Here is a 23,843-nt window from a genome sequence, read left to right on the forward strand (position 1 = left end):
CCAGGCTTGCCGGCGAAGACGCTCTCAAGGACGCCTTCGTCGGCACGCCTGGCGCCTGCATGGGTTGGGATTTATCTCAGGCCTGAACAATTTACAAACGGAATATGACACTCCCTCCTTCGCGCCGTTCCATCTCCCCCTCCCCAGTAGTCCGAAACTCCCACCCCGCTTGGGAGTATCGGTCGATGCGCAATACCCGGCGTTTATCCATAGTGCGACCAAAGGTCAACGGTCAGGCCTAGATGACCGCAACTGCCCAGGAAAAAGTCATGACTATTGAGCAAAATTCATTGATTACGGCCAGCGCTTTGAGCGTCGTGGCGACCGGCGCGGACGTTACGCTGGACGAAACGACCGGGTTGCAGAACGCCACCGCCACTCCAACCCCTGCGGAAGACGCTAACGACAACGACACGGCGACATCCCTGCCCTCGGCCTTCTCTACCCGTTTGACCGCCCTTGGGGCAGGTACTGCAACGGGTGCGGCCTTGAGTGGCTATACCGGTGCCGTGGGTAACGCGGGCAGCGATGCGTTCACCATCAGCGGCGGAACAAGCGGTACCGATATCAGCTTCGTCGACAGCACTGGCGCACCGCTCAATGGTCTGGACAGCGGACTGGATACCCTCGATGGCACTAGCATCCTTCTCTATACGGATACGAACAACAACATCGTTCTGGGCCGAGCCGGGGGCGCAACCGGCGCGATCGTGTTCGCTGCCTATATTGAAGAAACGGTCACAGGCGGCAAGATCTGGACCGTGGAGTACCAACCACTCAAGCATCCAGGTATGACGAACCCCGATGACTCGGTCGATCTGACGGACAAGATTTTTATCGGAGCCAGTCAGAACCTCGAATTCAGTCTGGCCGGTGCGCCCTCCGGTCAGAACCTTTTCCTGATGTTCACGAAATTGAACCCGGCAACTGAAACGGTCAATGGTGTCGTGCGGATCACCGATCCCGCCATCATCGCCACCGGCAAGTTACCGGCGAATCAGTCCGGGCTTGACCCCAACAGCACGGCCGACGACATCAATATAACGACCGGCGACACGATCAATACCAGCCAGGCGGGTGGGCCGACCACCTTCGGCACCAACAACCAGATGATTACGGAACAGGAAGGCATCCGTTTTTCGTTCGTCACGGGTGCCAGGCAGAATGTGACCATTCCCAACCTGGATCAGAACGAAGCCGATCTTGAATCCAACATCGACTACACCGGCGTGGTCAATGTGAAGACGGTCAGTTTCGACGTCGTGCAGTTGCAAAGCGGCAAGAGCGCTGTCGTAAAAATCAGCGCATTCAGCACCGCTGTTGAATCTGGCACGCAATTCATCGACGGCTATGCGAATGATACGAAGGTTGACATCGTCAGTGTTCGCGTCCTCAACAGCACCGGAACGGTGCTTGAGAATTCAGCCGGACCGGAGAATGATCTGACCATTGGCATCACCTTTGTTAATGGGGTTGCAACCATCACCGGCATTAAAGCCGGCTACGCGATCGAATACACCACAACGGCGGATCACAACCGCGTGCTCATCGAGAACGGGGCGGCCCTCACCGCCAAGGGCAATGAGCACGCCGATTTTGATATCGATGGCCTCCACCTGTTCCAAGCCTCTATTACGAAAGCCGAAATCGGTTCCCGGATGAACTTCGAAGACGACGGGCCGGCGGCAGCCGGGACCGCCGTGGCGGGAACCGTCGACGAGGACGGCCTGGCCAATGGCATCGCCGGTGGTGTGGGCGACGTGGCTGGCGTGGCGACCACCGCCGGCGGCAGCGTGACCGGCATCTTCCAGTCCGGCGTCGACACGCCGCTGAGCTATGCCTTGTCGAGTGACACCAGCGGCTTGCCGGCGCTGAGTTCGGGCGGGGTGGCGCTGGTGTACAGCGTCTTGGGCAACACGCTCACCGCCAAGGCCGGCGCGACCGACGTGTTCACCTTCAGCCTCACCACAGCGGGTGTGTACAGCTTCACGCTGCTCAAGCCGCTGGATCACGCCGCAGGCAACGACGAGAACGACATCACCATCAACCTGGGCTCGCTGCTGCAAGCCACCGACAAGGACGGTGACACGGTGACGGCCGCGGCCGAGAAGCTGGTCATCACCGTCGACGACGACACGCCGACGGCGACCGGGACCGCTGTGACGGGAATCGTCGACGAGGACGGTCTGGCCAATGGCATTGCCGGTGGTACGGGCGACGTGGCTGGCGTGGCGACCACCGCCGGCGGCAGCGTGACCGGTATCTTCCAGTCCGGCGCCGACACGCCGCTGAGCTATGCCTTGTCGAGTGACACCAGCGGCTTGCAGGCGCTGAGCTCGGGCGGGGTGGCGCTGGTGTACAGCGTCGCGGGCGATACGCTCACCGCCAAGGCCGGCGTAGGCGGTGCCGACGTATTCACGTTCAGCCTCACCGCAGCGGGTGTGTACAGCTTCACGCTACTCAAGCCGCTGGATCACCCGGCAGGCAACGACGAGAACGACATCACCATCAACCTGGGCTCGCTACTGCGAGCCACCGACAAGGACGGCGACACGGTGACGGCCGCGGCTGAGAAACTGGTCATCACCGTCGACGACGACACGCCGACGGCGACCGGGACCGCCGTAACGGGAACCGTCGACGAGGACGGCCTGACCAATGGCATTGCCGGTGGTACGGGCGACGTGGCTGGCGTGGCGACCACGGCCGGCGGCAACGTGACTGGCATCTTCCAGTCGGGCGCCGACACACCGCTGAGCTATGCCTTGTCGAGTGTCACCAGCGGCTTGCCGGCGCTGAGCTCGGCCGGGGTGGCGCTGGTGTACAGCGTCGTGGGCAACACGCTCACCGCCAAGGCCGGCGTAGCCGGTGCCGACGTGTTCACGTTCAGCCTCACCGCAGCGGGTGTGTACAGCTTCACGCTGCTCAAGCAGCTGGATCACGCGGCTGGCAACGACGAGAACGACATCACCATCAACCTGGGCACGCTGCTGCAGGCTACCGACAAGGACGGCGACACGGTGACGGCCGCGGCCGACAAACTGGTCATCACCGTCGACGACGATACGCCCGTTATAGGGACAGCCCCTGTGCAGGATGCCGATCCCACTTTGGGTGCGACGTCATGGACCTTTTCGGGTGACTTCGCCTACTCGATAGGTGCGGACCAGCGCGGGCCGACCTACTCTTCGGCTGCGGACAGTGATTTTGCCCAACTCGCCCTCTCTGGTTCGGCGAACGATGTTGCGATCGTTAATCCAACGGTCACCTGGGATTCAGAGAATCTCAACGCTGCCACGTTTAACGTGTCGTTCGAATACGATCACGATCGGAATGCTGCCACCACGCCTGAACTGGTGGAAGGCACGCTGGTGTTTGACAAAGTCAATGACACCTATACCTTCGAGATGGATGCGCTGCAAACGACGCAAGACGTCACGCTGGGCGAAGGCACTGGATACAAAACGTATGACGTGGGTGGTACGAGCCCTTCCAGTGGCCCATCACCTGTGGCCACTGGGAAGCTTGGAGAAGGTTTCTACATCCAGATCACGGGCTTCGAGGCACCACTTAGTGCCGGGGGCAATACTGTTGTGACGGCGGGTGAGCTTGTGAGCGGCACGCAGGCCCCGGTAACCTTGTCCAGCACTGCTCTGGGCGTCTCCGGAAATACGATCCAGGCAGGTGAAGCGGCCAACATCAATTTCTTCCAGACTGATCCGAAAGGAGATCTGGGCGCGAACAATTTTAGTTACGCGACTGATTTCTTTATCAAGTTCGACGGATACGAGACTGAAAGCGATGATCTTTTGCTTATCGTCAGTCTTGCTGATGCAATTGATCCTTCCATCACTACAACACGTGCCATCTACGTCGACCAGGGCGATGTGTACGAGAACGATACGGTCAATACAGATCTTGTTGGAACCAAGTACGAGGCCCTTATCGTCAACGACCCAGCCGATCCGAACGACCCGTTCCTGGATAATAATGATGCTCTATTGATTGTTGAAAGTAATGATTTCAACATTCAGACCGGTGATAATTGGCTCATCAAGGGTATTCAGATTCTTTCGAATGATGCTGGCCTTACGGGCAGCGCGATAAATCTGAATCGTAATGTCGGTGCCGATGGCGCAAGCAGCACTTCCGCACAACCGGTCAGTGGTCTCGTCGGGCCTGGAAACACGATTGCGGAGGATACGAGTACGAATCCGCTGAAGATCATCGATGCTGGTTTCTCCACCACCACGACTACACCAGCTACCCTTGATCTAACTCTGGATTTCAAGGTCGTCGATAGCGATAGCGATTTCACCGCTGTCCAGACGATTGATATCGAAAATCCTGTCGTGGTCGAACTGGTGGGAGTAAATAACTTGGCACCGACAGATCTCGTGCTTTGATCCGCTAAGGAAGCGGGGAGGGGTTTTCAGCCCTGTCGAAAAGGTACGGGGTGACCGACATCGCAAGCACTGACATTGTCTGAAAACCGCTGCAGGTACACGGCCTGGCTCCCGCAAGGGGCCAGGCCGTTTTTTATTGGGCCACTGCGGTCCCTGAGCCAAGGCCAGACGAGCCTTGCGGCATGTCCTCATTCACAAACGGAATAGGCGGCACCGTTCCTTCACGCCCTCGTGCTGTTCCCCCATCCAAGTAGTCTGAAACTCCCATTCCGCTTGGGAGTATCGGCCGATGCGCGATCCCCGGCGCTTATCCATAGTTGCAGCGATAGGTCAACGGTCAGGCCTCGATGACCGCAATTGCTCGGGAGAAAAACCATGGCTATTGGAATCACCGGCGTGGACGTTGCGCTGGACGAAACGGCCGGGTTACAGAACGCCACCGTCACTCCAACCCCTCCGGGAGACGCTGACGACAACGACATTCTGGTGGCGTCCCTGCCCTCGCCCTTCTCTACCCGTTTGACCGCACTTGGCGCAGGTACCGCCACGGATGCGGCCTTGAGTGGCTATACCGGTGTCGTGGGCAACACAGGCAGCGATGCGTTCACCGTCACCGGTGGAGCCAGCATTACCGACATCAGCTTCGTCGACAGCGCTGGCGCACCGCTTAATGGCGTGGACAGCGGACTGTTTACCCTCGATGGCACCAGCATCCTTCTCTACACGGATACGAACAACAACATCCTTCTGGGCCGAGCCGGGAGCGCTACCGGCGCAATCGTGTTCGCCGCCTATATCGAAGAAACCGGATCGCCGGTCTCGGGCGGCAAGATCTGGACCGTGGAATACCAACCGCTCAAGCATCCAGATGCTACGAATCCCGATGACTCGCTCAATCTGCTGGATAAGGTATTCGTCGGAACCAGTCAGGACCTGGAATTCAGCCTGGCCGGTGTGCCCTCCGGTTCGAACCTCTTCCTGATGTTCACGAAGACGAACCCGACAGTTGTCGACGACGGTGGTGTCTTGCGGATCACGGATCCCACCATCATCGCCACCGGTAAGGACCCCGCAGACGAGTCAAGCGGTGCCAATATCAACACTGGCGACACGATCATTACCAGCCAGGCGGCTAACCCGACCACCTTCGGCACCAACAGTCAGATGATTACGGAACAGGATGGCATCCGCTTTTCGTTCGTCACCGGTGCCAGGCAGGATGTGACCATTCCCAACCTGAGTCCGACCGAAGCAGATGTTGAGTCCAACATCGACTTTACCGGCGTCTTCAACGCGAAGATGGCCAGCTTCGACGTCGTGCAGTTGCAAAGCGGCAAGAGTGCAGTGGTAAAAATCAGCGCATTCACCACCGCTGCTGAACCTGGCGTGAACTTCATCAACGGTTATGTGGGTGACACGTCAATTGCTATCACCAATGTTCGCGTCTTCAACAGCGCCGGGGTGGTGATCGAGAATTCAAATGGATCGGTGAATGATCCGGCCATTGGCATCACCTTTTCCGGTGGGGTTGCTACCATCACCGGCGTTTTGGCCGGCTACCAGATTGAATACACCACAGCGGCGGATCACAACCGCGTGCTCGTCGAGAACGGGGCGGCCCTCGACGCCAGGGGCAATACCCACGCCGATTTTGATATCGGTGGTTTCACGCTGCTCCAAACCGCTGTTACGACCGCCGAAATCGGCTCCAAGATGATCTTCGAAGATGACGGCCCAGCACTCGCCTTTGGCAACCTGATCGGCACCGGTAGCGTCCTGCCGCAAACCGGGTACTGGAGTCATTCGGCCGGCGCCGACGGACTGGATGCGAACGGTCTGGATATCTCGTTGGTGAATGACCAGTTCACCCTCGTCAGGCCAGACAACACGACCACGACCGGGACCGGCACACTCACCGAGCAGTCACCCTCACCGGACGGCAATGGCGCGTACCATTTCGCAGGAACGTTGACCGGCGATTTCGACAACAACGCCGCCACGGCGGATACCGACGTCGACTACACGCTGACCGCCTATGCCAATGGCAGCTATACACTGGATCTGGTGCAAGGCTTCAGTTCGACGGTCGTGCTCAGCACTGCCGATGGCTCGCTCAGTGCCGGCGGCCCGGATCCAGTGCGCACATTGTTAATTCCGAAGACGAATGACCCGACTATTCCTTCGGCATCCGAGGAGGTTGTGTTCTTTTCCGCGAAAGCGCTTGCGTCGACTTCGGACATCCTGACCGGTATCGGGCTTGGAGCACCCGACCCCACCGAAGCCCAGATACAGACCACCCCCCTGCCCTCGTACATCGACCCCAGGGCCATGAACGTCAGCACGTCCGGCATCGGCGTCGCCAATAACGTCCTCCAGGGAGACAACCTGGTGGCAATCGGCGCTACCGATGAAAGCTTCGTCGTCAATCCGGAGAGCCTGGTGACGGCCATGAAGGTCTTCATCGACAACTCTGTAGCGGGTTACAACACCGCGACCGAGGACCTGTACTACAGGATCTACTACGAGGATGGCACGACTTCGGACCTCATCGAGGTGAATACCCTGACCCCAGAGCCCCGTGGACAGGTGTCCTTCCTCATTGAGCAGGAAGGCACGGCGCTGATCGACGCTGTTCAGCTCACGATGGGCCGAGGCGACATCAAGATCCCGGTGATCCAGTTCATTCAGGAGACCGCGAGTCTGGCCAGCGATATCCAGCTGTCGTTCAACGCGACGGTGACGGACAGGGATGGGGACTCGGCATCCAGTACGTTTGACGCCAACCTGTTCGCCAACGACTTGGTCGGCGCCTTCGACTACACGCTGGTGGGTACGGGCGGTGAGCGGGATGCCTTCAACGTCGATTTGTCATTCACCGAGAACCAGTACCAGGTCACCGGCTTCGATGCGGGCGCAGACCTGCGAGACACCCTGGTGCTCAACGGCGACCAGAACGCCAGTGTCCAGATCGACACAAGCGGCGCAGACAGCATCGTGACGGTTACCGAAACGGGCGGACAAGTCACGACCATCACCTTGGTCGGGGTCGATCTTCTGACTAGCGACATTGTTTACGGCAGCGTCTGAGAAACGCGCGTGAAAGGATGCGAGGGTGGCACAAACCACCCTCGCATTTTTGCAGTTCCAATAGGACATTCTCACGCTCGCATCAGCCTGGGCATCTTGCGTCGGACCACCAACGAGGACGACTAGGCCGAAACTCCTATCTCGCTTGGGAGTATCGGCCGATGCGCAATGTCCGGCGCTTGGTCATAGTTGTAGAGGTCAATGGTCGGACCTCAATGACTGTAATTGCTCAGGAGTAAGTCATGGCTATTCGCGAGCAAACCTCATCCCTAACGAACGATCCCCCAACGTCGGTTATGGCCAGCGCTCTTAGCGCCGTGGTCGCCGGCGAGAACGTTACGCTGGACGAAACGGTCGGTTTACAAAACGCCACCGCCACTCCAACCCCTGCAGGAGACGCTGACGACAACGACATTCTAGTGGCATCCCTGCCCTCGACCTTCTCTACTCGTTTGACTGCACTTGGAGCAGGTACCGCAACGGGTGCAGCCTTGAGTGGCTATACCGGTGCCGCGGGCAACACGGGCAGCAATGCGTTCACCCTCACCGGCGGAGGAAGCATTACCGATATCCGCTTCGTCGACAGCGCTGGCGCCCCCCTCAATGGCGTGGACAGCGGACTGGACACCCTAGATGGCACCAGCATCCTTCTCTATACGGACACGAACAACAACATCCTTCTGGGCCGAGCCGGGGGCGCAAATGGCGCGATCGTGTTCGCTGCCTATATCGAAGAAACCGGATCCCCAGTCACCGGCGGCAAGATCTGGACCGTGGAGTACCAACCGCTCAAGCATCCAGATGCTACGAACCCCGATGATTCGCTCAATCTGCTGAACAAGGTTTTCATCGGTGCCACTCAGGACCTGGATTTCAGTCTGGCCAATGCCCCCTCCGGTCAGAACCTGTTCCTGATGTTCACGAAATTGAACCCGGCAACTGAAACTGTCGGTGGTGTCGTGCGGATCACGGATCCCACCATCATCGCCACCGGGAAAGACCCCGCAGACCAGTCAAGCGGTGCCAATATAAACACTGGCGACACGATCAATACCAGCCAGGGGGGTGGCCCGACCACCATCGGCACCAACAACCAGATGATTGTGGAACAGGAAGGCATCCGCTTTTCGTTCGTCACGGGCGCCAGGCAGGATGTGACCGTTCCCAACCTTAGTCAGACCGAAGCAGATGTTGAGTCCAACATCGATTTCACCAGCGTCTACAATACGACCTCGGCCAATTTCGACGTCGTGCAGTTGCAAGGCGGCAAGAGTGCGGTGGTAAAAATCAGCGCATTCAGCACCGCTGCTGAACCTGGCGTGAATTTCATCAACGGCTATGCAAACGATACGTCGGTTGCCATCACCAATGTTCGCGTCATCAACAACAGCACCGGGCTGGTGATCGAGAATTCAGACGGCTCGGTGAATGATCCGGCCATTACCATCACCTTTACGGGTGGGGTTGCAACCGTCACCGGCGTTTTGGCCGGCTACCAGATTGAATACACCACAACGTCGAACCACAACCGCGTGCTCATCCAGAACGGGGCGGCCGTCGACGCCAGGGGCAATGACCACGCCGATTTTGATATTGGCGGCTTCACGCTGCGCCAAGCCTCTAATACGATCGCCGAAATCGGCTCCAAGATGATCTTCGAGGACGACGGACCAAGCGTCAGCGCCGCCGGCACGGAGCCCATACTGACGGTAGACGAAACGGTGCTGACAACCGACGCCACCCAGAGCTTTACCGCCAACTTCAGCTCGGCATTTGGCGCTGATGGCGCCGGCACATTGACCTATGCGCTGGGCGTCACAGCGGGGGCTTCCGGGCTGACCGATACGGCCACCGGCGAGGCAGTGAACCTGTCGCTTAACGGCGCCGTGGTTGAAGGCCGCACGGCCACCACCAACCTGCTGGTGTTCACGGTCAGCGTCGCCGCTAATGGTGACGTCACCCTCGATCAGCTGCGCGCCGTGGTGCATCCCGATGCCACCAACCCCGATGACGCGACGACGCTGTCGGCGGACACACTGGTAACCCTGACGGCAACCATCACCGACAAGGACGGTGACAGTGCCCAGGCAACCCTCAACATCGGCCAGAACCTGGTGTTTGAGGACGATGGACCGAGCATCAGCACCACCGGCACCGAGCCCATCCTGACGGTAGACGAAACGGTACTGGCGACCGACGCCACCCAGAGCTTTACCGCCAACTTCAGCTCGGCGTTTGGCGCTGATGGCGCGGGTACGCTGACCTATGCGCTGGGCGTCACGGCCGGTGCTTCCGGGCTGACCGATACGGCCACCGGCGAGGCAGTGAACCTGTCGCTCAACGGGGGTGTAGTCGAAGGCCGCACGGCCACTACCAACCTGCTGGTGTTCACGGTCAGCGTCGCCGCCAATGGTGACGTCACCCTCGATCAAATTCGGGCGGTGGTGCATCCCGATGCGACCAATCCCGATGACGCGACGAGCCTGAGCTCGGACGATCTGGTCACCCTGACGGCAACCATCACCGACAAGGACGGTGACAGTGCCCAGGCAACCCTCAACATCGGCCAGAACCTGGTGTTCGAGGACGATGGACCAAGCATCAGCACCACTGGCACCGAGCCCATCCTGACGGTAGACGAAACGGTACTGGCGACCGACGCCACCCAGAGCTTTACCGCCAACTTCAGCTCGGCGTTTGGCGCTGATGGTGCCGGCACATTGACCTATGCACTGGGCATGACGGCCGGTGCTTCGGGGCTGACCGACACGGCCACCGGCGAGGCGGTCAACCTGTCGCTCAACGGCGGTGTAGTCGAAGGCCGTACGGCCACCACCAACCTGCTGGTGTTCACGGTCAGCGTGGCCGCCAACGGTGACGTCACCCTCGACCAACTGCGCGCCGTGGTGCATCCCGATGCGACCAATCCCGATGATGCGACGAGCCTGAGTTCGGACACTCTGGTAACCCTGACCGCAACCATCACCGACAAGGACGGCGACAGTGCCCAGGCAACCCTCAACATCGGCCAGAACCTGGTGTTTGAGGACGATGGACCGAGCATCAGCACCACCGGCACCGAGCCCATCCTGACGGTAGACGAAACGGTACTGGCGACCGACGCCACCCAGAGCTTTACCGCCAACTTCAGCTCCGCGTTTGGCGCTGATGGCGCGGGTACATTGACCTATGCACTGGGCATGACGGCCGGTGCTTCGGGGCTGACCGACACGGCCACCGGCGAAGCGGTGAACCTGTCGCTTAACGGCGCCGTGGTTGAAGGCCGCACGGCCACCACCAACCTGCTGGTGTTCACGGTCAGCGTCGCCGCCAATGGTGACGTCACCCTCGATCAGCTGCGCGCCGTGGTGCATCCCGATGCGACCAATCCCGATGATGCGACGACGCTGTCGGCGGACAACCTGGTCACCCTGACGGCAACCATCACCGACAAGGACGGTGACAGTGCCCAGGCGACCCTCAACATCGGGCAAAACCTGGTGTTTGAGGACGATGGACCAAGCATCCACACCACCGGCACCGAGCCAATACTGACGGTAGACGAAACGGTACTGGCGACCGATGCCACCCAGAGCTTTACCGCCAACTTCAGCTCGGCGTTTGGCGCTGACGGCGCGGGTACATTGACCTATGCGCTGGGCGTCACGGCCGGGGCTTCCGGGCTGACCGATACGGCCACCGGCGAGGCAGTCAACCTGTCGCTCAACGGCGCTGTGGTCGAAGGCCGCACAGCCACCACCAACCTGCTGGTGTTCACGGTCAGCGTCGCCGCCAACGGTGACGTCACCCTCGACCAGCTGCGCGCCGTGGTGCATCCCGACGCGACCAACCCCGATGACGCGACGAGCCTGAGCTCGGACGATCTGGTCACCCTGACGGCGACTATCACCGACAAGGACGGTGACAGTGCCCAGGCGACCCTCAACATCGGCCAGAACCTGGTGTTCGAGGACGACGGGCCGAGCATCAGCACCACTGGCACGGAGCCAATACTGACGGTAGACGAAACGGTACTGGCGACCGACGCCACCCAGAGCTTTACCGCCAACTTCAGCTCGGCGTTTGGCGCTGATGGCGCGGGTACGTTGACCTATGCCTTGGGCATGACGGCCGGTGCTTCCGGGCTGACTGATACGGCCACCGGCGAAGCGGTCAACCTGTCGCTCAACGGCACCGTGGTTGAAGGCCGCACGGCCACCACCAACCTGCTGGTATTCACGGTCAGCGTCGCCGCCAACGGTGACGTCACCCTTGATCAGCTGCGCGCCGTGGTGCATCCCGATGCGACCAATCCCGATGATGCGACGAGCCTGAGTTCGGACAATCTGGTCACCCTGACCGCAACCATCACCGACAAGGACGGTGACAGTGCCCAGGCGACCCTCAACATCGGGCAAAACCTGGTGTTTGAGGACGATGGACCGAGCATCCACACCACCGGCACCGAGCCAATATTGACGGTAGACGAAACGGTACTGGCGACCGACGCCACCCAGAGCTTTACCGCCAACTTCAGCTCGGCGTTTGGCGCTGATGGTGCCGGCACGCTGACCTATGCACTGGGCATGACGGCCGGTGCTTCCGGGCTGACCGACACGGCCACCGGCGAAGCGGTCAACCTGTCGCTTAACGGCACCGTGGTTGAAGGCCGCACGGCCACCACCAACCTGCTGGTGTTCACGGTCAGCGTCGCCGCCAACGGTGACGTCACCCTCGACCAGTTGCGCGCCGTGGTGCATCCCGATGCGACCAATCCCGATGATGCGACGACGCTGTCGGCGGACACTCTGGTGACGCTGATAGGGACCGCAACCGACAAGGACGGCGACAGAGCCCAGGCGACCCTCAACATCGGCCAGAACCTGGTGTTCGAGGACGACGGCCCATCACTTGCATTCGGCAACCTGATCGGCACCGGTAGCGTCCTGCCGCAATTCGGCTTCTGGGACCATTCGGCGGGCGCCGACGGGCTGGGTGCGGCCGGTCTGGATATTTCGGTGAATAGCTCGTTCACCCTCGTCAGGCCAGACAACACGACCACCACCGGGACCGCCACGCTCACCGAGCAGTCGCCCTCACCGGACGGCAATGGCGCGTACCAATTCGCAGGGACGTTGACTGGTGATTTCGACAACAACGCCGCAACGGCGGACACCAGCGTCGACTACACGCTGACCGCCTATGCCGATGGCCGCTATGCACTGGATCTGGTGCAAGGCTTCAGTTCAGAGATCGTGCTCAGCACTGCCGACGGCGCGCTCGGTGCCGGCGGTCCGGATCCAGTGCGCACATTGTTAATTCCAGAGCAAGATCCACCGACTATTCCTTCGCCATCTGAGGAGGTTGTGTTCTTTACCGCGAAGGCGCTTGCGTCGACTTCGGACATCCTGACCGGTATCGGGCTTGGAGCACCCGACCCCACCGAAGCCACGCTACAAACCAACCCCCTGCCCTCGTACATCGACCCGAGGGCCATGAACGTCAGCACGGCCGGCATCGGCGTCGCCAATAACCTGTTCCAGGGAGACAACCTGGCGGCAATCGGCGCTGCCGATGAAAGTTTCGTCGTCAATCCGGAGAGCTTGCTGACGGGCGTGAGGGTCTTCATCGACAACTCCGTGGGAGGTTACAACACGGCGACCGAGGACCTGTACTACAGGGCCTTCTACGAGGATGGCACGTTCTCGAACCTCATCGAAGTCAACACCCTGACTCCGGAGGCAGGCGGACAGGTATCCTTCCTCATTGAGAGCGATGGCACGAATCTGATCGACGCTGTTCAGCTCACGATGGCCCGAGGCGAGATCAAGATCCCGACGATCCAGTTCATCCATGAGACCGAGAGCCTGGCCAGCGATGTCCAGCTGACGTTCAACGCGACGCTGACGGACAAGGATGGGGACTCGGCGACGAGTACGTTCGACGCCAATCTGTTCGCCAACGACTTGGCCGGCGCACAGTTCGACTTCACCCTGATTGGCACGGGCGGTGAGCGTGATGCCTTCAACGTCGATTTGTCAGTCGATGAGAACCTGTACCAGGTCACCGGCTTCGATGCGAACGCAAACCTGCGAGACGCCCTGGTGCTCAACGGCGACCAGAGTGCGGTTGTCCAATCGATCGACAACACCGGCGCAGACAGCATCGTGACGGTTGCCGAAACGGGCGGACAAGTCACGACCATCACCTTGGTCGGGGTCGATCTTCTGACTAGCGACATTGTCTTTGGCAGCGTCTGAGAAACGCGCGTAAAGAAATGCGAGGGTGGCGCAAGCTACCCTCGCATTGTCTTTTTTCAGTTCCAACATTGGATCCTCACGTTCATATCAACCCCGACACCCTGCGGCAGACGCGCCCAAGGGTGTCAAAACGTCTTTTTTTGACGTGAAACCAAATCCAGTTCCACCCAAGTGGACTCGGGTGGCTTTTCGTTGTTGGTAAGCCCGTGCTTCAGCGCATACATCAGCAAATCGATACGGTTGATCAGATTAAGCTTTTGATAAATGTTGCTGAGGTGGTTGTGCACGGTGTGTTCACTAATGCCCAGGCGCCCGGCGATGCACATGTATTTGGCGGACGGATCCCCCACGATGGCACGAATCAGTTCCCTCTCGCGCAGCGTCAGCCGCGCCTGTTTCGCCTGCTCCAGATTGCATTTCAAGTGAATATTCCCGGTCGCGGCATAGCCGGACAGCCCACCGGCCCAGGCTCTATCCAGTCCGATGTCGCGGTGGTGAACCGTGATGATGGCCTGGATGATCGATTCCGTCGGGTCTTCCGCTAGCACGATACCCCGTGCACCCGCCTCTATTGCCTGGGCAACGGGAACGGTTTCGTACAGGCCCTTGAGCACCAGCACTTTCATTTCGGCGTTGCGGGAGAGCTCCGCGACGACCTCCAGCGGGTTCAACGCATCTGGAAAGAAACTGAAGAAAATCACATTGGGACGCAACTGATCGGCAAGATCCAGCGCATTGGTATAGGTGGTGGCCTGGCCGCTCACTTCCATCTGAGGCTTCCTGGCATTGATCAAGTCGTGAAGCCCCATGAGAACGAGGGGACGACAATCGATCAGCATCACGCGTATTGTTTTTTTGTGGGTCGTCATACTTTCCTGACTCCCTTGAAGAATTAACTATGACCTCCCTCCCGTGGCCTTCCTGAATCAGCAGCTTGCTCACCTGGCCATCGTGATCGAAGGACAGATGCGAGCGCCGACAGGCCTTGACGGTGCCCACCCGGGCATTCATCCCTGGGGGCACGTCTACTGGCTTCACCTATAAGGATTACGGACGTTTCCAAAAGCCTGGCAAAGCCATCGAGGCAACTAAATAGGAATAATCATCAATAGCTTGCGCATGATTGATGTGCTCCCTCGATCTGTTCAACTGAGTCTAGGCCAGACCAGCACTCTGCCAGCACGCCCATCCGCCAGTCGTCGACTCAAGCCTCATACGGGTAGTCCGGCTGACGTTACCAAGGGCTTCACATCCCTATAAAATCAAGGTCTTAGGCTCACGTGAGCGACCTGCGACCACAGTCTGACCCCGTTCAAAATCGTCAATTAACCGACGAGTGGCGTGCGCACAAGTGCAACCGTAACACTGACGTCAATTTGTCGGCGAAAATGCCTCGCCCGAGCCATGGGAATGGATTGCGCTGCTCGAGTTTTTGCGACGCAGCAACCACCTGAACTGCTGGAGGTTGGTGGCTCAAGTGAGGACGGGGGATCCGCGGTCGATAGTGCGGCAGAATCAGGGGGTTGTAAGGTTTTGGCTGGAGCGGCTGGGGCTCAACCAGGCATTAACGCTTTCGACACCCTCGGCAGGCGGCTTTCCCGCCCAGCGATTGAGAGTAAGGACATTAGTGACGAACTCGTATTGCGTCTTGAGCAAGTCACGACGCGCCCGGAATTCGTTGCGTACGCTGGTCAGTACATCGACGGCATTGACCATTCCGTAATCGAGGCCTTTCTCTGCCGCCACTCTCGACAGCTGTGCCGAGGCCAGGGCGTTGCGGCTCGCATTGATTTTTTCTCCGCTCGAATTGGCGGTCAGGTAAGCGCTAGTGATCTCCTTGACCACCCGGCGCCGGATCGCTTCCAGTTCCTGCTCGGCGGTAATCTGATCCTGGTAAAGCCCACGGACCCGTGCCGAGGTCGAACCGCCGCTGTACAGCGGCACCTGAACGCCTATACCGGCGACATAGCTGTCGGTGCGCGGCGCCAGGGTATTGTTGTAGCCCTCGTTGGTCTGCTGCGCGCTCAGCGTAAGGCTCAGGGTCGGATAGTGCCCGCCCTTGCCGCTGCGCAACGCAGCGCCCGCGGCTTCCACACCGCTTTCGTTGGCCTTGAGCGCCGGGTTTAGCGCTATACCCTCGCGCACCCAGGATTCCAGGCTCTGCGCTGAAACCCGCAGTTGCACGTCATCGCGAATCCGGTTGAGCTTCTCCTTGACCGGCCGGCCGACGATCTCTGCCAGTGCCTCACGACTGATACTGGCCTGGTTCTGGGCATCCAGCTCCTGCGCCGCCAGCAAGTCTACCCGGGCCTTGAGGTCGAGCTGATCAGTAATCATTGCCAGCTGCTTTTCGTACAACGCATTGACTCGGTCCAGACTCTTTTGCGTGGTTCGACGCTCCGCCTTCACCAACTCCAGTTCATCTTCGGCCGCCAACGCGGTGAAGTAACGCTGCGCCAAGTCCACTGTGGCCTCGGCCTGGGCGTCCAGCGCTTGCGATTCGGACTGCTTGGCCAGACTTTTGAATTTTTGGTAGTTCTCCCACGCGGTCTTGTTGTAAAGGTACTGACGCAGCACCAGGCTGTAGTTTTCGCTATCGTAACTGCGCTGCACCAGGTCGTTCTCCTGATGAATCCGATTCGTCCCGGCGTTGAGCGATACCTGCGGGAACAGCGCCCCCATAGCCTCGCGCTGATGTTCCTTGCCCGCCTGCGCTTGCGCATAGGAGGCCAATACCCGCGGATCCTCAAGCCGTGACTCACGATACAACTGCATGAGGTCGGTGGAAAACGTCGAGGCGCTGACCCCGGTCGGCGTGGCTGCAGTGGTTTGCGCCAGGGCGGTTCCCGCTACAAGCATAAACGCACCGCCCAGCAGAACTGCCGACGCGCTCATGGTCATTCCTCGATCAACGATTGAGACATGGCATCGCGGGCCGGCTGCATCAAGTACTGCAACAACGTGCGTTGCCCGGTGATGATCAATACGTCCGCCGGCATCCCCGGCAACAACTTGCGCTCACCCAAGGTACGCGCGCCGTTCTCGGTTACCCGGACCCGCGCCAGGTAATAGGCCGTCCCGGTCTTTTCGTTGGTCAGGCGGTCAGCCGATACGCTGCTGACCTCGCCTTCGATCACCGGCGTGGTCGAGCTTTTGAACGCGCCGAAACGGATATCGGCCCGCTTGCCGATGCCGATACGATCAATATCCACAGGCGCCACCTGGGCCTCTATGACCAGCTCGGAAACCGATGGAACGATATCCAGCAGCGGCGTTGCCGGGCTCACGACACCACCAATGGTGTGCACGGTCATGCCAATCACCATGCCCGCCTCGGGTGCGCGGATGACGATACGGCTGAGCCGGTCTTCCAGGGACGAGGTTTTCTCTTGCAGGTCGTACATCCGGGTCTGAACCTCGGCCAGCTCCTTGACCACCTCGGTATTGAAATCCTTGTCGATTTGCAGAATCTGCAGCTGTGTTTCGTTGATCTGCAGACGAGTCTTGTTAATAGCGGAACGGTGATCAGCCACCTCCGACCTGAGCATCCCCAGCTTGCGTTCCTGCTCGAGCAGACGTTGTTTATCAACGAACCCTTGTTTGAGCAGGTCGGTCAATTCTACGATTTCACCGCTGTAGGATTTCTCCAGTTGAACCTTGGCAGCAATCATCGACTCCAGTCCCTTGATCTGTTGACTCAACTGGCCAACGCGCTCGCGCAACACCGAAATCTGACCCAGCCGCGAGCCCTGCCGGGCGTTGAATACCTGAGTCTCGCCCTGACGTGCCTCCACTCCGCGCAGACTGTCCGGGTCGGCTATCTCCCCAAAGCTGATCGCCGACTGTGTGTCGCGCTCAGCCCTGAGTCTTGCCTCCATGGCTCTGGTCGCGGCCAATTGGCCTCGGGTCATCTCGTATTCGAAGCGCAACTGGGCATCATCAAGAATGATCAGCGGATCACCACGCTTGACGATGTCACCGTCATGGACCAGTACCGTTTTGACGATGCCCCCTTCAGGATGCTGGACCGTTTTGCGGTAAGTCTGCACGGTGACTACCCCCGGCGCGTAAGCGGCACCGTCAAGGGGCGCGAGCGCCGCCCAAGTGCCGAACAGGCCGAAGGTCACCCCTACAATACCAATGCCCAGGCGGCGTGCTTTACGATCAGATATCGGCAGGCCGGCGAAGCTTTCAATTTGACGACTGGGCATCGTAGGGTTCATCGGCATCGCCCTTGCTGGTTTTGACCGAAGCCATGGTGGCGCCTGCCGACATGGCGTGCTTTTGTGCCTGCTGTTTCTGCGCAAGTTCGGCGAGCACTTGCTCGCGTGGCCCATAGAGACTGATAACCCCTGCGTTCATCACCATGAGTCGGTCAAGTTGCGACACGATGTTGGTTCGGTGGGTAATGACAAACAGGGTCGCGCCGGTCTGCTTGAGCTGCTGGATGGCTGCCACCAGGGCGCGATCACCGACTTCGTCAAGATTGGAATTGGGCTCGTCGAGAATAATCAGCCGCGGGTTGCCATACAGGGCACGGGCCAGTCCGATGCGCTGGCGCTGCCCTCCCGACAGCATGAGGCCCTCGCTGCCAATGACGGTGTCGTAGCCATCGGGCAACTGCAAAATCATTTCGTGAACGCCAGCGGTCCTGGCAGCCTGAATGACTTTCTCGGAGTCGACCTCGGCGAAGCGAGCAATGTTCTCGCTGATACTGCCTTCGAACAGTTCAATGTCCTGGGGCAAGTAACCTATATGCGGCCCAAGTTCTTGTTTGTCCCACGCGCTGATGTCCGCGCCATCGAGCCGGACCACGCCATGCTGCGGCCCCCATACCCCCATCAGTGCCCTGGCCAGGGTGGACTTGCCCGCGGCACTGGGACCGATGATGCCGACAACGCAGCCGGCAGGTACGCTGAAACTTATGTTGTTGATGATCGGCGTTTTCGAGCCAGGTGCCGCAACGACCAGACTCTCTACCTGTACATGTCCCTGAGGCGCAGGTAATGACATACGCTCGGGCTGAGCCTGTTGCTTGTCGAGGATGTCGTTGAGACGGCGGTATTGCGAGCGGGCCGCAATAAACCCCCTCCAACTGCCGATGATCAGATCGATGGGAGCCAATGCGCGCCCTAGCAGCACGGACCCGGCAAACACCAAGCCTGCCCCCACCTGATGATCCACGGCCAAGTACGCCCCCAGACCAAGGATCAGTGACTGCACCAGGATCCGGAAAGTCCTGGAAAGCGTGCTGATCACGGCACCTCTATCGCTCGCCTGGGCCTGCAGCAACAGGACATTTCTTTGACGATGTCCCCAACGGTCCATGAGGGTTTCAAGCATGCCCATGGACTCGATGACTTCAGCGTTGCGCAGATTTTTCGTGGTATAGAGCGTCGCGCCTATATGTTCCTTGTTAGCCTGGGCCAGTGTCGGCCCCGTCAGCCTCTCATTGATAAACGCGAGCAATAACAGCAACAGCGCACTGCCCGTCGCTACCCAACCAAACCAGGGATGGAACATGAACATCACAGCGATATAGATAGGCAACCAGGGCGCATCGAAAAAGGCAAACAATCCAGGACCGGAGAGAAACTGCCTCAAGCCCGTCAAGTCGTTGAGCGACTGGGCCGAAGCATCCATGCCGCCACTGTCCAGAGCCCGTTTGAAGCTGGCCTTATAGACTTGGCGACTCAGCAACACATCCAGCCGGGTACTGACCCGAACCATGATGCGCGAACGAACCCATTCCAGGGAGCCGAGCGTGACCACCAAGCCGGTCATGATCAGCGTCAGCATTGCCAGGGTCGTCAGACTTCCGCTGGTTATAACTCGCCCATACACCTGAAGCATATAGAAGGTAGGCACGAGCATGAGCGCGTTGATGAAAAGGCTGAAGAAACCAACAGAAATAAAGCTGTCTCTACAGGCTTTCAACGCAATCTTCAGGCTGTTTTCAGGTGTGCTTCGCATTGAAACCCCTGCTCGCAAAAACCATCCTTTGCAGCTTAGATCATGCCGAACGACTGCGTGTAGCAATCGGCCGGAGCGCCTCGAACACGTCTGTTCCATCGCAATGCCCGAGTAAACCGCTTTTCGTAGGAGCCAGGCTTGCCGGCGAAGGCGCTCTCAAGGACGCCTTCGCCGGCAAGCCTGGCTCCTACAGGACCTGCATGGCCCCGTTGGCGCGTTTTTTCAGTCCGGATTTTTCATCCTTGGCAAGTCAGGTAATGATGATGCCCGGGCTGATGGTGTTGACCCGTGCGATCCCTGTCAGGAGCTCATTCAGAACCATCCTGAAACCGCACCCGATACCGCCCCGGGCTCTCCCCCGTCCACTTCTTGAACGCCCGATGAAATGCACTCGGCTCCTGAAATCCCAACTGTTCGGCAATATCACTGATGCTCGCCTTGCTCTGGCGCAACCGTTCAAACGCCACCGCGCGCCGCACTTCATCCTTGATTTCCTGATACGAACAGCCTTCACGTCCCAGTTTGCGGCGAAAGGTACTGGGGCTCAGGTGCTGCTCCAGGGCGAAGGCCTGCAAGGTCGGCCACTCGCTGTAATGGCTGTGGCGCAGGCGCTGATGAACCTGCGACGCCAGCCCATGCTGGTTGCGGAAGCGGATCACCAGCCATTGCGGCGCGGTGCGCAAAAACACTTTCAACGAGGCAAGGTCTTGAACCACCGGCAGCCGCAGGTAGTGACTGGCGAACTCGATTTCGGTGCGTTCGGTGCCAAAGGTCAGGTTGGGGCCCCAGAGCAAGGCATCATCACGCAGCGACAAACGCTGATGGCGAAAGTCCGCACGATCGATAGGAATGCGCCGCCCGGCCAGCCAGCACAGGAGACTGATCATCAACACCAGAAACGTTTCTTCGCCCAACCGGCTGACCTCGCTGTTCTGCGAACGGGTTTGCAAGCTGATAACCGCACGCTTGCCACGCACACTCAACGTGCCACGAAAATCGCGCAGGAACAGGGCGAAATTGGCCAGGCACTGACGCATGGCTTTTTCCAGCGTCGGCTCCTGAATCAATGCCCGACAGATCAAGGCAAAACTGCCCGGTAGCATACCGTGGGAGTCCAACTGGAAAAATTCGTCGTTCAACTCACGAATCTGCACCAGCCACAACGCGGCGAAAGCCGTGGCCGGCACCCGTGCCGTCGGCTGATCCATCAATGCCGGATCAATTCCCGCCTGTTCAAGCACTGACCGCAGACGCTGCGGTTCCTCACGTAGCGCATGGATCATGGGGTACATGAAGTAAACCGCCACCGAATCCGTTTCCCGCATTTGAATGCCTCTCTCGTTACATCTGAATATGGCAAAAAACGCCATCACCCTTGAACAGTTTTGGCATAGGCCAGCGGCGCTGCTGATTCTAGACTCGTACCCAACAAAAAAGACCTATTCAGAGAGCCGACATGAACCATTCCGATATTTTTGTAGTGAGCGCCGTCCGTTCTGCCATCGGCGGCTTTGGCGGTTCACTCAAGGATGTGCCGCCTATTCAGTTGGCAACCGACGTTTGCCGCGCCGCTATCGAACGATCAGGTCTGGCGCCCGAGCACATCGGCCATGCGGTGATGGGACATGTGATCCCGACGGAGGCACGCGATGCCTACATCTCCCGGGTGGTCGCGATGAATGCCGGCCTGACGAAAGAGACGCCCGCCTTCAACGTCAACCGCCTTTGCGGCTCGGGTTTGCAAGCGATTGTCAGTGCCGCGCAAAGTTTGATGCTGGGGGATGCGGGCGCTGCGCTGGCAGGCGGCGTCGAGTCCATGAGCCGAGGCGCGTACTTGTTGCCGCAGGCGCGCTGGGGCGCACGCATGGGCGACATGCAGGCCGTCGACTACATGCTTGGGGCACTGCAAGACCCGTTTGCCGGCTTCCACATGGGTATCACCGCTGAAAACATCGCCGAGCACTATGGCATCACGCGTCAGGCCCAGGATGAATTGGCGCTGCTCAGCCAGCAGCGTGCTGCCCGGGCGATTGCCGAAGGGCGTTTTGCCGGGCAGATCGTGCCGATCGAAGTAGCGACCCGCAAAGGGACGGTGTCGTTTGCGACGGATGAGCATGTTCGGGCTGAGGTCAACGCCGAGCAATTGAGCCGCATGAAACCTGCCTTCAAAAAAGACGGTAGCGTCACCGCCGGCAACGCCTCTGGCCTCAATGATGGTGCCGGCGCACTGATTATGGCCACCGGGCAAGTCGTCCAGGAACAAGGCCTCAAGCCTATGGCCCGACTGGTGGGTTATGCCCACGCAGGCGTTGAACCTTCGATGATGGGGCTGGGACCGATTCCCGCCACCCGCCTGGTGCTCAAGCGCGCCGGTCTGACCGTTGCCGACCTTGATGTGATCGAGTCCAACGAAGCCTTTGCCGCCCAGGCCTGTGCCGTAGCGCAAGAGCTGGGCTTCGATCCGCAGAAGGTCAACCCCAACGGTTCGGGCATCTCGCTGGGCCATCCAGTGGGCGCCACTGGCGCGATCATCGCCACCAAAGCGATTCACGAACTGCATCGCTGCCAAGGCCGTTATGCCCTGGCGACCATGTGCATCGGCGGCGGCCAAGGCATCGCCGTGTTGTTCGAGCGGGTTTGATAAGGACATGCGCATGAATCTTCAGAACATTGGCGTCATCGGCGCCGGCACCATGGGCAATGGCATCGCGCAAGTCTGCGCCCTGGCCGGCTTCAACGTGACCTTGATCGACATCTGCGAGAGTGCCTTGCAAAAGGCAATCGCGACCGTCGATAAAAACCTCGATCGGCAGGTCGCCAAAAACACGCTGACGCACGAGCAAAAGCTCGCTGCCCTCGACAAGATTCGCACCAGTACCGATTACAACAGCCTGCAAAACGTGCAAATGGTGATCGAAGCCGCCACCGAAAACCTCGACCTGAAACTGCGCGTGCTGCAACAAATCGCCGCGCAGGTCAGCGCTGAATGCGTGATTGCTTCCAACACGTCCTCGCTGTCCATTACCCAACTCGCCGCCAGCGTCAGCCAGCCTGAGCGCTTCATCGGCCTGCACTTTTTCAATCCGGTGCCGGTGATGGGCCTGATCGAAGTGATTCGTGGCCTGCAAACCAGCGATGCCACCCACGCCCTGGCGCTGGACATGGCGACCACCCTCGGCAAAACCGCAATCACCGCCGGCAACCGTCCGGGATTCGTGGTCAACCGGATTCTGGTGCCGATGATCAATGAAGCGATCCTGGTGTTTCAGGAAGGCCTGGCCAGCGCCGACGACATCGACGCCGGCATGCGCCTGGGCTGCAACCAGCCGATCGGCCCGCTGGCGTTGGCGGACCTGATCGGCCTGGACACCGTGCTGGCAATCCTTGAAGCCTTCTACGACGGCTTCAACGACAGCAAATACCGCCCCGCTCCACTGCTCAAGGAAATGGTCGCCGCCGGCTACCTGGGACGCAAAACGGGGCGCGGCTTCCATGCCTATGCCTGAGCGTTGCTCACGCTTCGCCGAACACCGGGACAAGGTGCTGGAGCTCTTTGCCAGCAAGGGTTTCGGTCAGGTCGGCATGCGTGAGCTCGCGAGCTCCCTTGGGCTCGCCACGGGCTCGCTGTATCACCATTACCCCAGCAAGCAGCACTTGCTGCTCGACCTGATCGAGGAGTTCTATGAAGAGCTGCTGGCCACCTTGGGGCGCATCGAACAAACGGCCCCGGCAAAACGCGACAGACTCAACCAATTGATCAGCGCGCACCTGAATCTGCATCAGGAAATGCCCTGGCATTTTCGTCTGGTGGAGCGTGACAGCGGTTGCCTCAATGAAGAGCAGCAGGAACGGGTCCGGCAACTGCGTGAGCAATACGAACGAAAGTTGCTGCTGATGCTTGGCGTCCAACCCCGACTCAGTGAACCGGGTCGGATGGCCGTCGGTCATGCCATTGCCGCCTTGCTCAACAGCGCGCCCAGTTGGTTGACGCACTATTCGCTGGATGAACGAGAGCGCGATAATCTGCTGGAAAACATGGTGAGTGGCGCCATCGAGCGGTTGCTGGCGCCAAAACGCACACATGAGACGATAAGCCTCGCCCCGAACTGATCCGTCC

At 59.5% G+C, this 23,843-nt stretch carries 11 protein-coding genes; 6 read left to right on the forward strand and 5 right to left on the reverse strand.

Annotation, left to right across the window (positions count from 1 at the left end):
• Positions 1-269: 269 nt before the first annotated feature.
• From AB7M22_RS13385 to AB7M22_RS13395, 3 genes are all read left to right on the forward strand, one after another.
• Positions 270-4,406: a T1SS-143 repeat domain-containing protein gene (locus AB7M22_RS13385; protein ID WP_454186646.1), complete on the forward strand. Its 4,137-nt coding sequence runs from the start codon at positions 270-272 to the stop codon at positions 4,404-4,406.
• Between the two features lie 375 nt (positions 4,407-4,781).
• Entirely contained in the window at positions 4,782-7,493 is a 2,712-nt protein-coding gene (locus AB7M22_RS13390) for a DUF5801 repeats-in-toxin domain-containing protein (RefSeq protein WP_454186647.1), read from the forward strand.
• 242 nt (positions 7,494-7,735) lie between these two features.
• Positions 7,736-13,753 (forward strand): DUF5801 repeats-in-toxin domain-containing protein, encoded by a 6,018-nt coding sequence (locus tag AB7M22_RS13395; protein ID WP_454186648.1) that lies wholly within the window; start codon positions 7,736-7,738, stop codon positions 13,751-13,753.
• Positions 13,754-13,878: 125 nt separating this feature from the next.
• Here the strand turns inward: AB7M22_RS13395 and AB7M22_RS13400 are convergent, their stop codons facing one another.
• The 5 genes from AB7M22_RS13400 to AB7M22_RS13420 form a co-directional block, all read right to left on the reverse strand.
• Complete coding sequence (locus AB7M22_RS13400) at positions 13,879-14,622, reverse strand: response regulator transcription factor (protein ID WP_454186649.1); 744 nt, start codon at positions 14,620-14,622, stop codon at positions 13,879-13,881.
• Positions 14,623-15,268: 646 nt separating this feature from the next.
• A complete protein-coding gene (locus tag AB7M22_RS13405; protein ID WP_454186650.1) occupies positions 15,269-16,648 on the reverse strand; it encodes a TolC family outer membrane protein in 1,380 nt (459 codons plus the stop codon).
• A gap of 2 nt (positions 16,649-16,650) precedes the next feature.
• Positions 16,651-17,964 carry an HlyD family type I secretion periplasmic adaptor subunit gene (locus tag AB7M22_RS13410; RefSeq protein ID WP_454186651.1) on the reverse strand — a complete coding sequence of 438 codons (1,314 nt, stop codon included), beginning with the start codon at positions 17,962-17,964 and terminating at the stop codon, positions 16,651-16,653.
• On the reverse strand, positions 17,945-19,726 hold the full coding sequence (locus tag AB7M22_RS13415; RefSeq protein ID WP_454186652.1) for a type I secretion system permease/ATPase: 1,782 nt from the start codon (positions 19,724-19,726) through the stop codon (positions 17,945-17,947). The genes AB7M22_RS13410 and AB7M22_RS13415 overlap by 20 nt, the downstream gene beginning before the upstream one ends.
• A 308-nt stretch (positions 19,727-20,034) precedes the next feature.
• The gene (locus tag AB7M22_RS13420; RefSeq protein ID WP_454186653.1) at positions 20,035-21,051 is read right to left on the reverse strand and encodes an AraC family transcriptional regulator; all 1,017 of its coding nucleotides are present in this window, start codon (positions 21,049-21,051) and stop codon (positions 20,035-20,037) included.
• Between the two features lie 131 nt (positions 21,052-21,182).
• On the opposite strand from AB7M22_RS13420, the gene AB7M22_RS13425 reads away from it, so the two are divergent.
• From AB7M22_RS13425 to AB7M22_RS13435, 3 genes are read left to right on the forward strand one after another with little or no spacing between them, the layout of a single operon-like run.
• A complete protein-coding gene (locus tag AB7M22_RS13425; RefSeq protein ID WP_454186654.1) occupies positions 21,183-22,367 on the forward strand; it encodes an acetyl-CoA C-acyltransferase family protein in 1,185 nt (394 codons plus the stop codon).
• 13 nt (positions 22,368-22,380) lie between these two features.
• Positions 22,381-23,232: a 3-hydroxybutyryl-CoA dehydrogenase gene (locus tag AB7M22_RS13430; RefSeq protein WP_454186655.1), complete on the forward strand. Its 852-nt coding sequence runs from the start codon at positions 22,381-22,383 to the stop codon at positions 23,230-23,232.
• Entirely contained in the window at positions 23,219-23,836 is a 618-nt protein-coding gene (locus AB7M22_RS13435) for a TetR/AcrR family transcriptional regulator (protein ID WP_454186656.1), read from the forward strand. Before AB7M22_RS13430 ends, AB7M22_RS13435 begins: the two co-directional genes overlap by 14 nt.
• The last annotated feature ends 7 nt before the right edge of the window (positions 23,837-23,843 follow it).

It is taken from the genome of Pseudomonas sp. ADAK2 TE3594 (assembly GCF_053628675.1).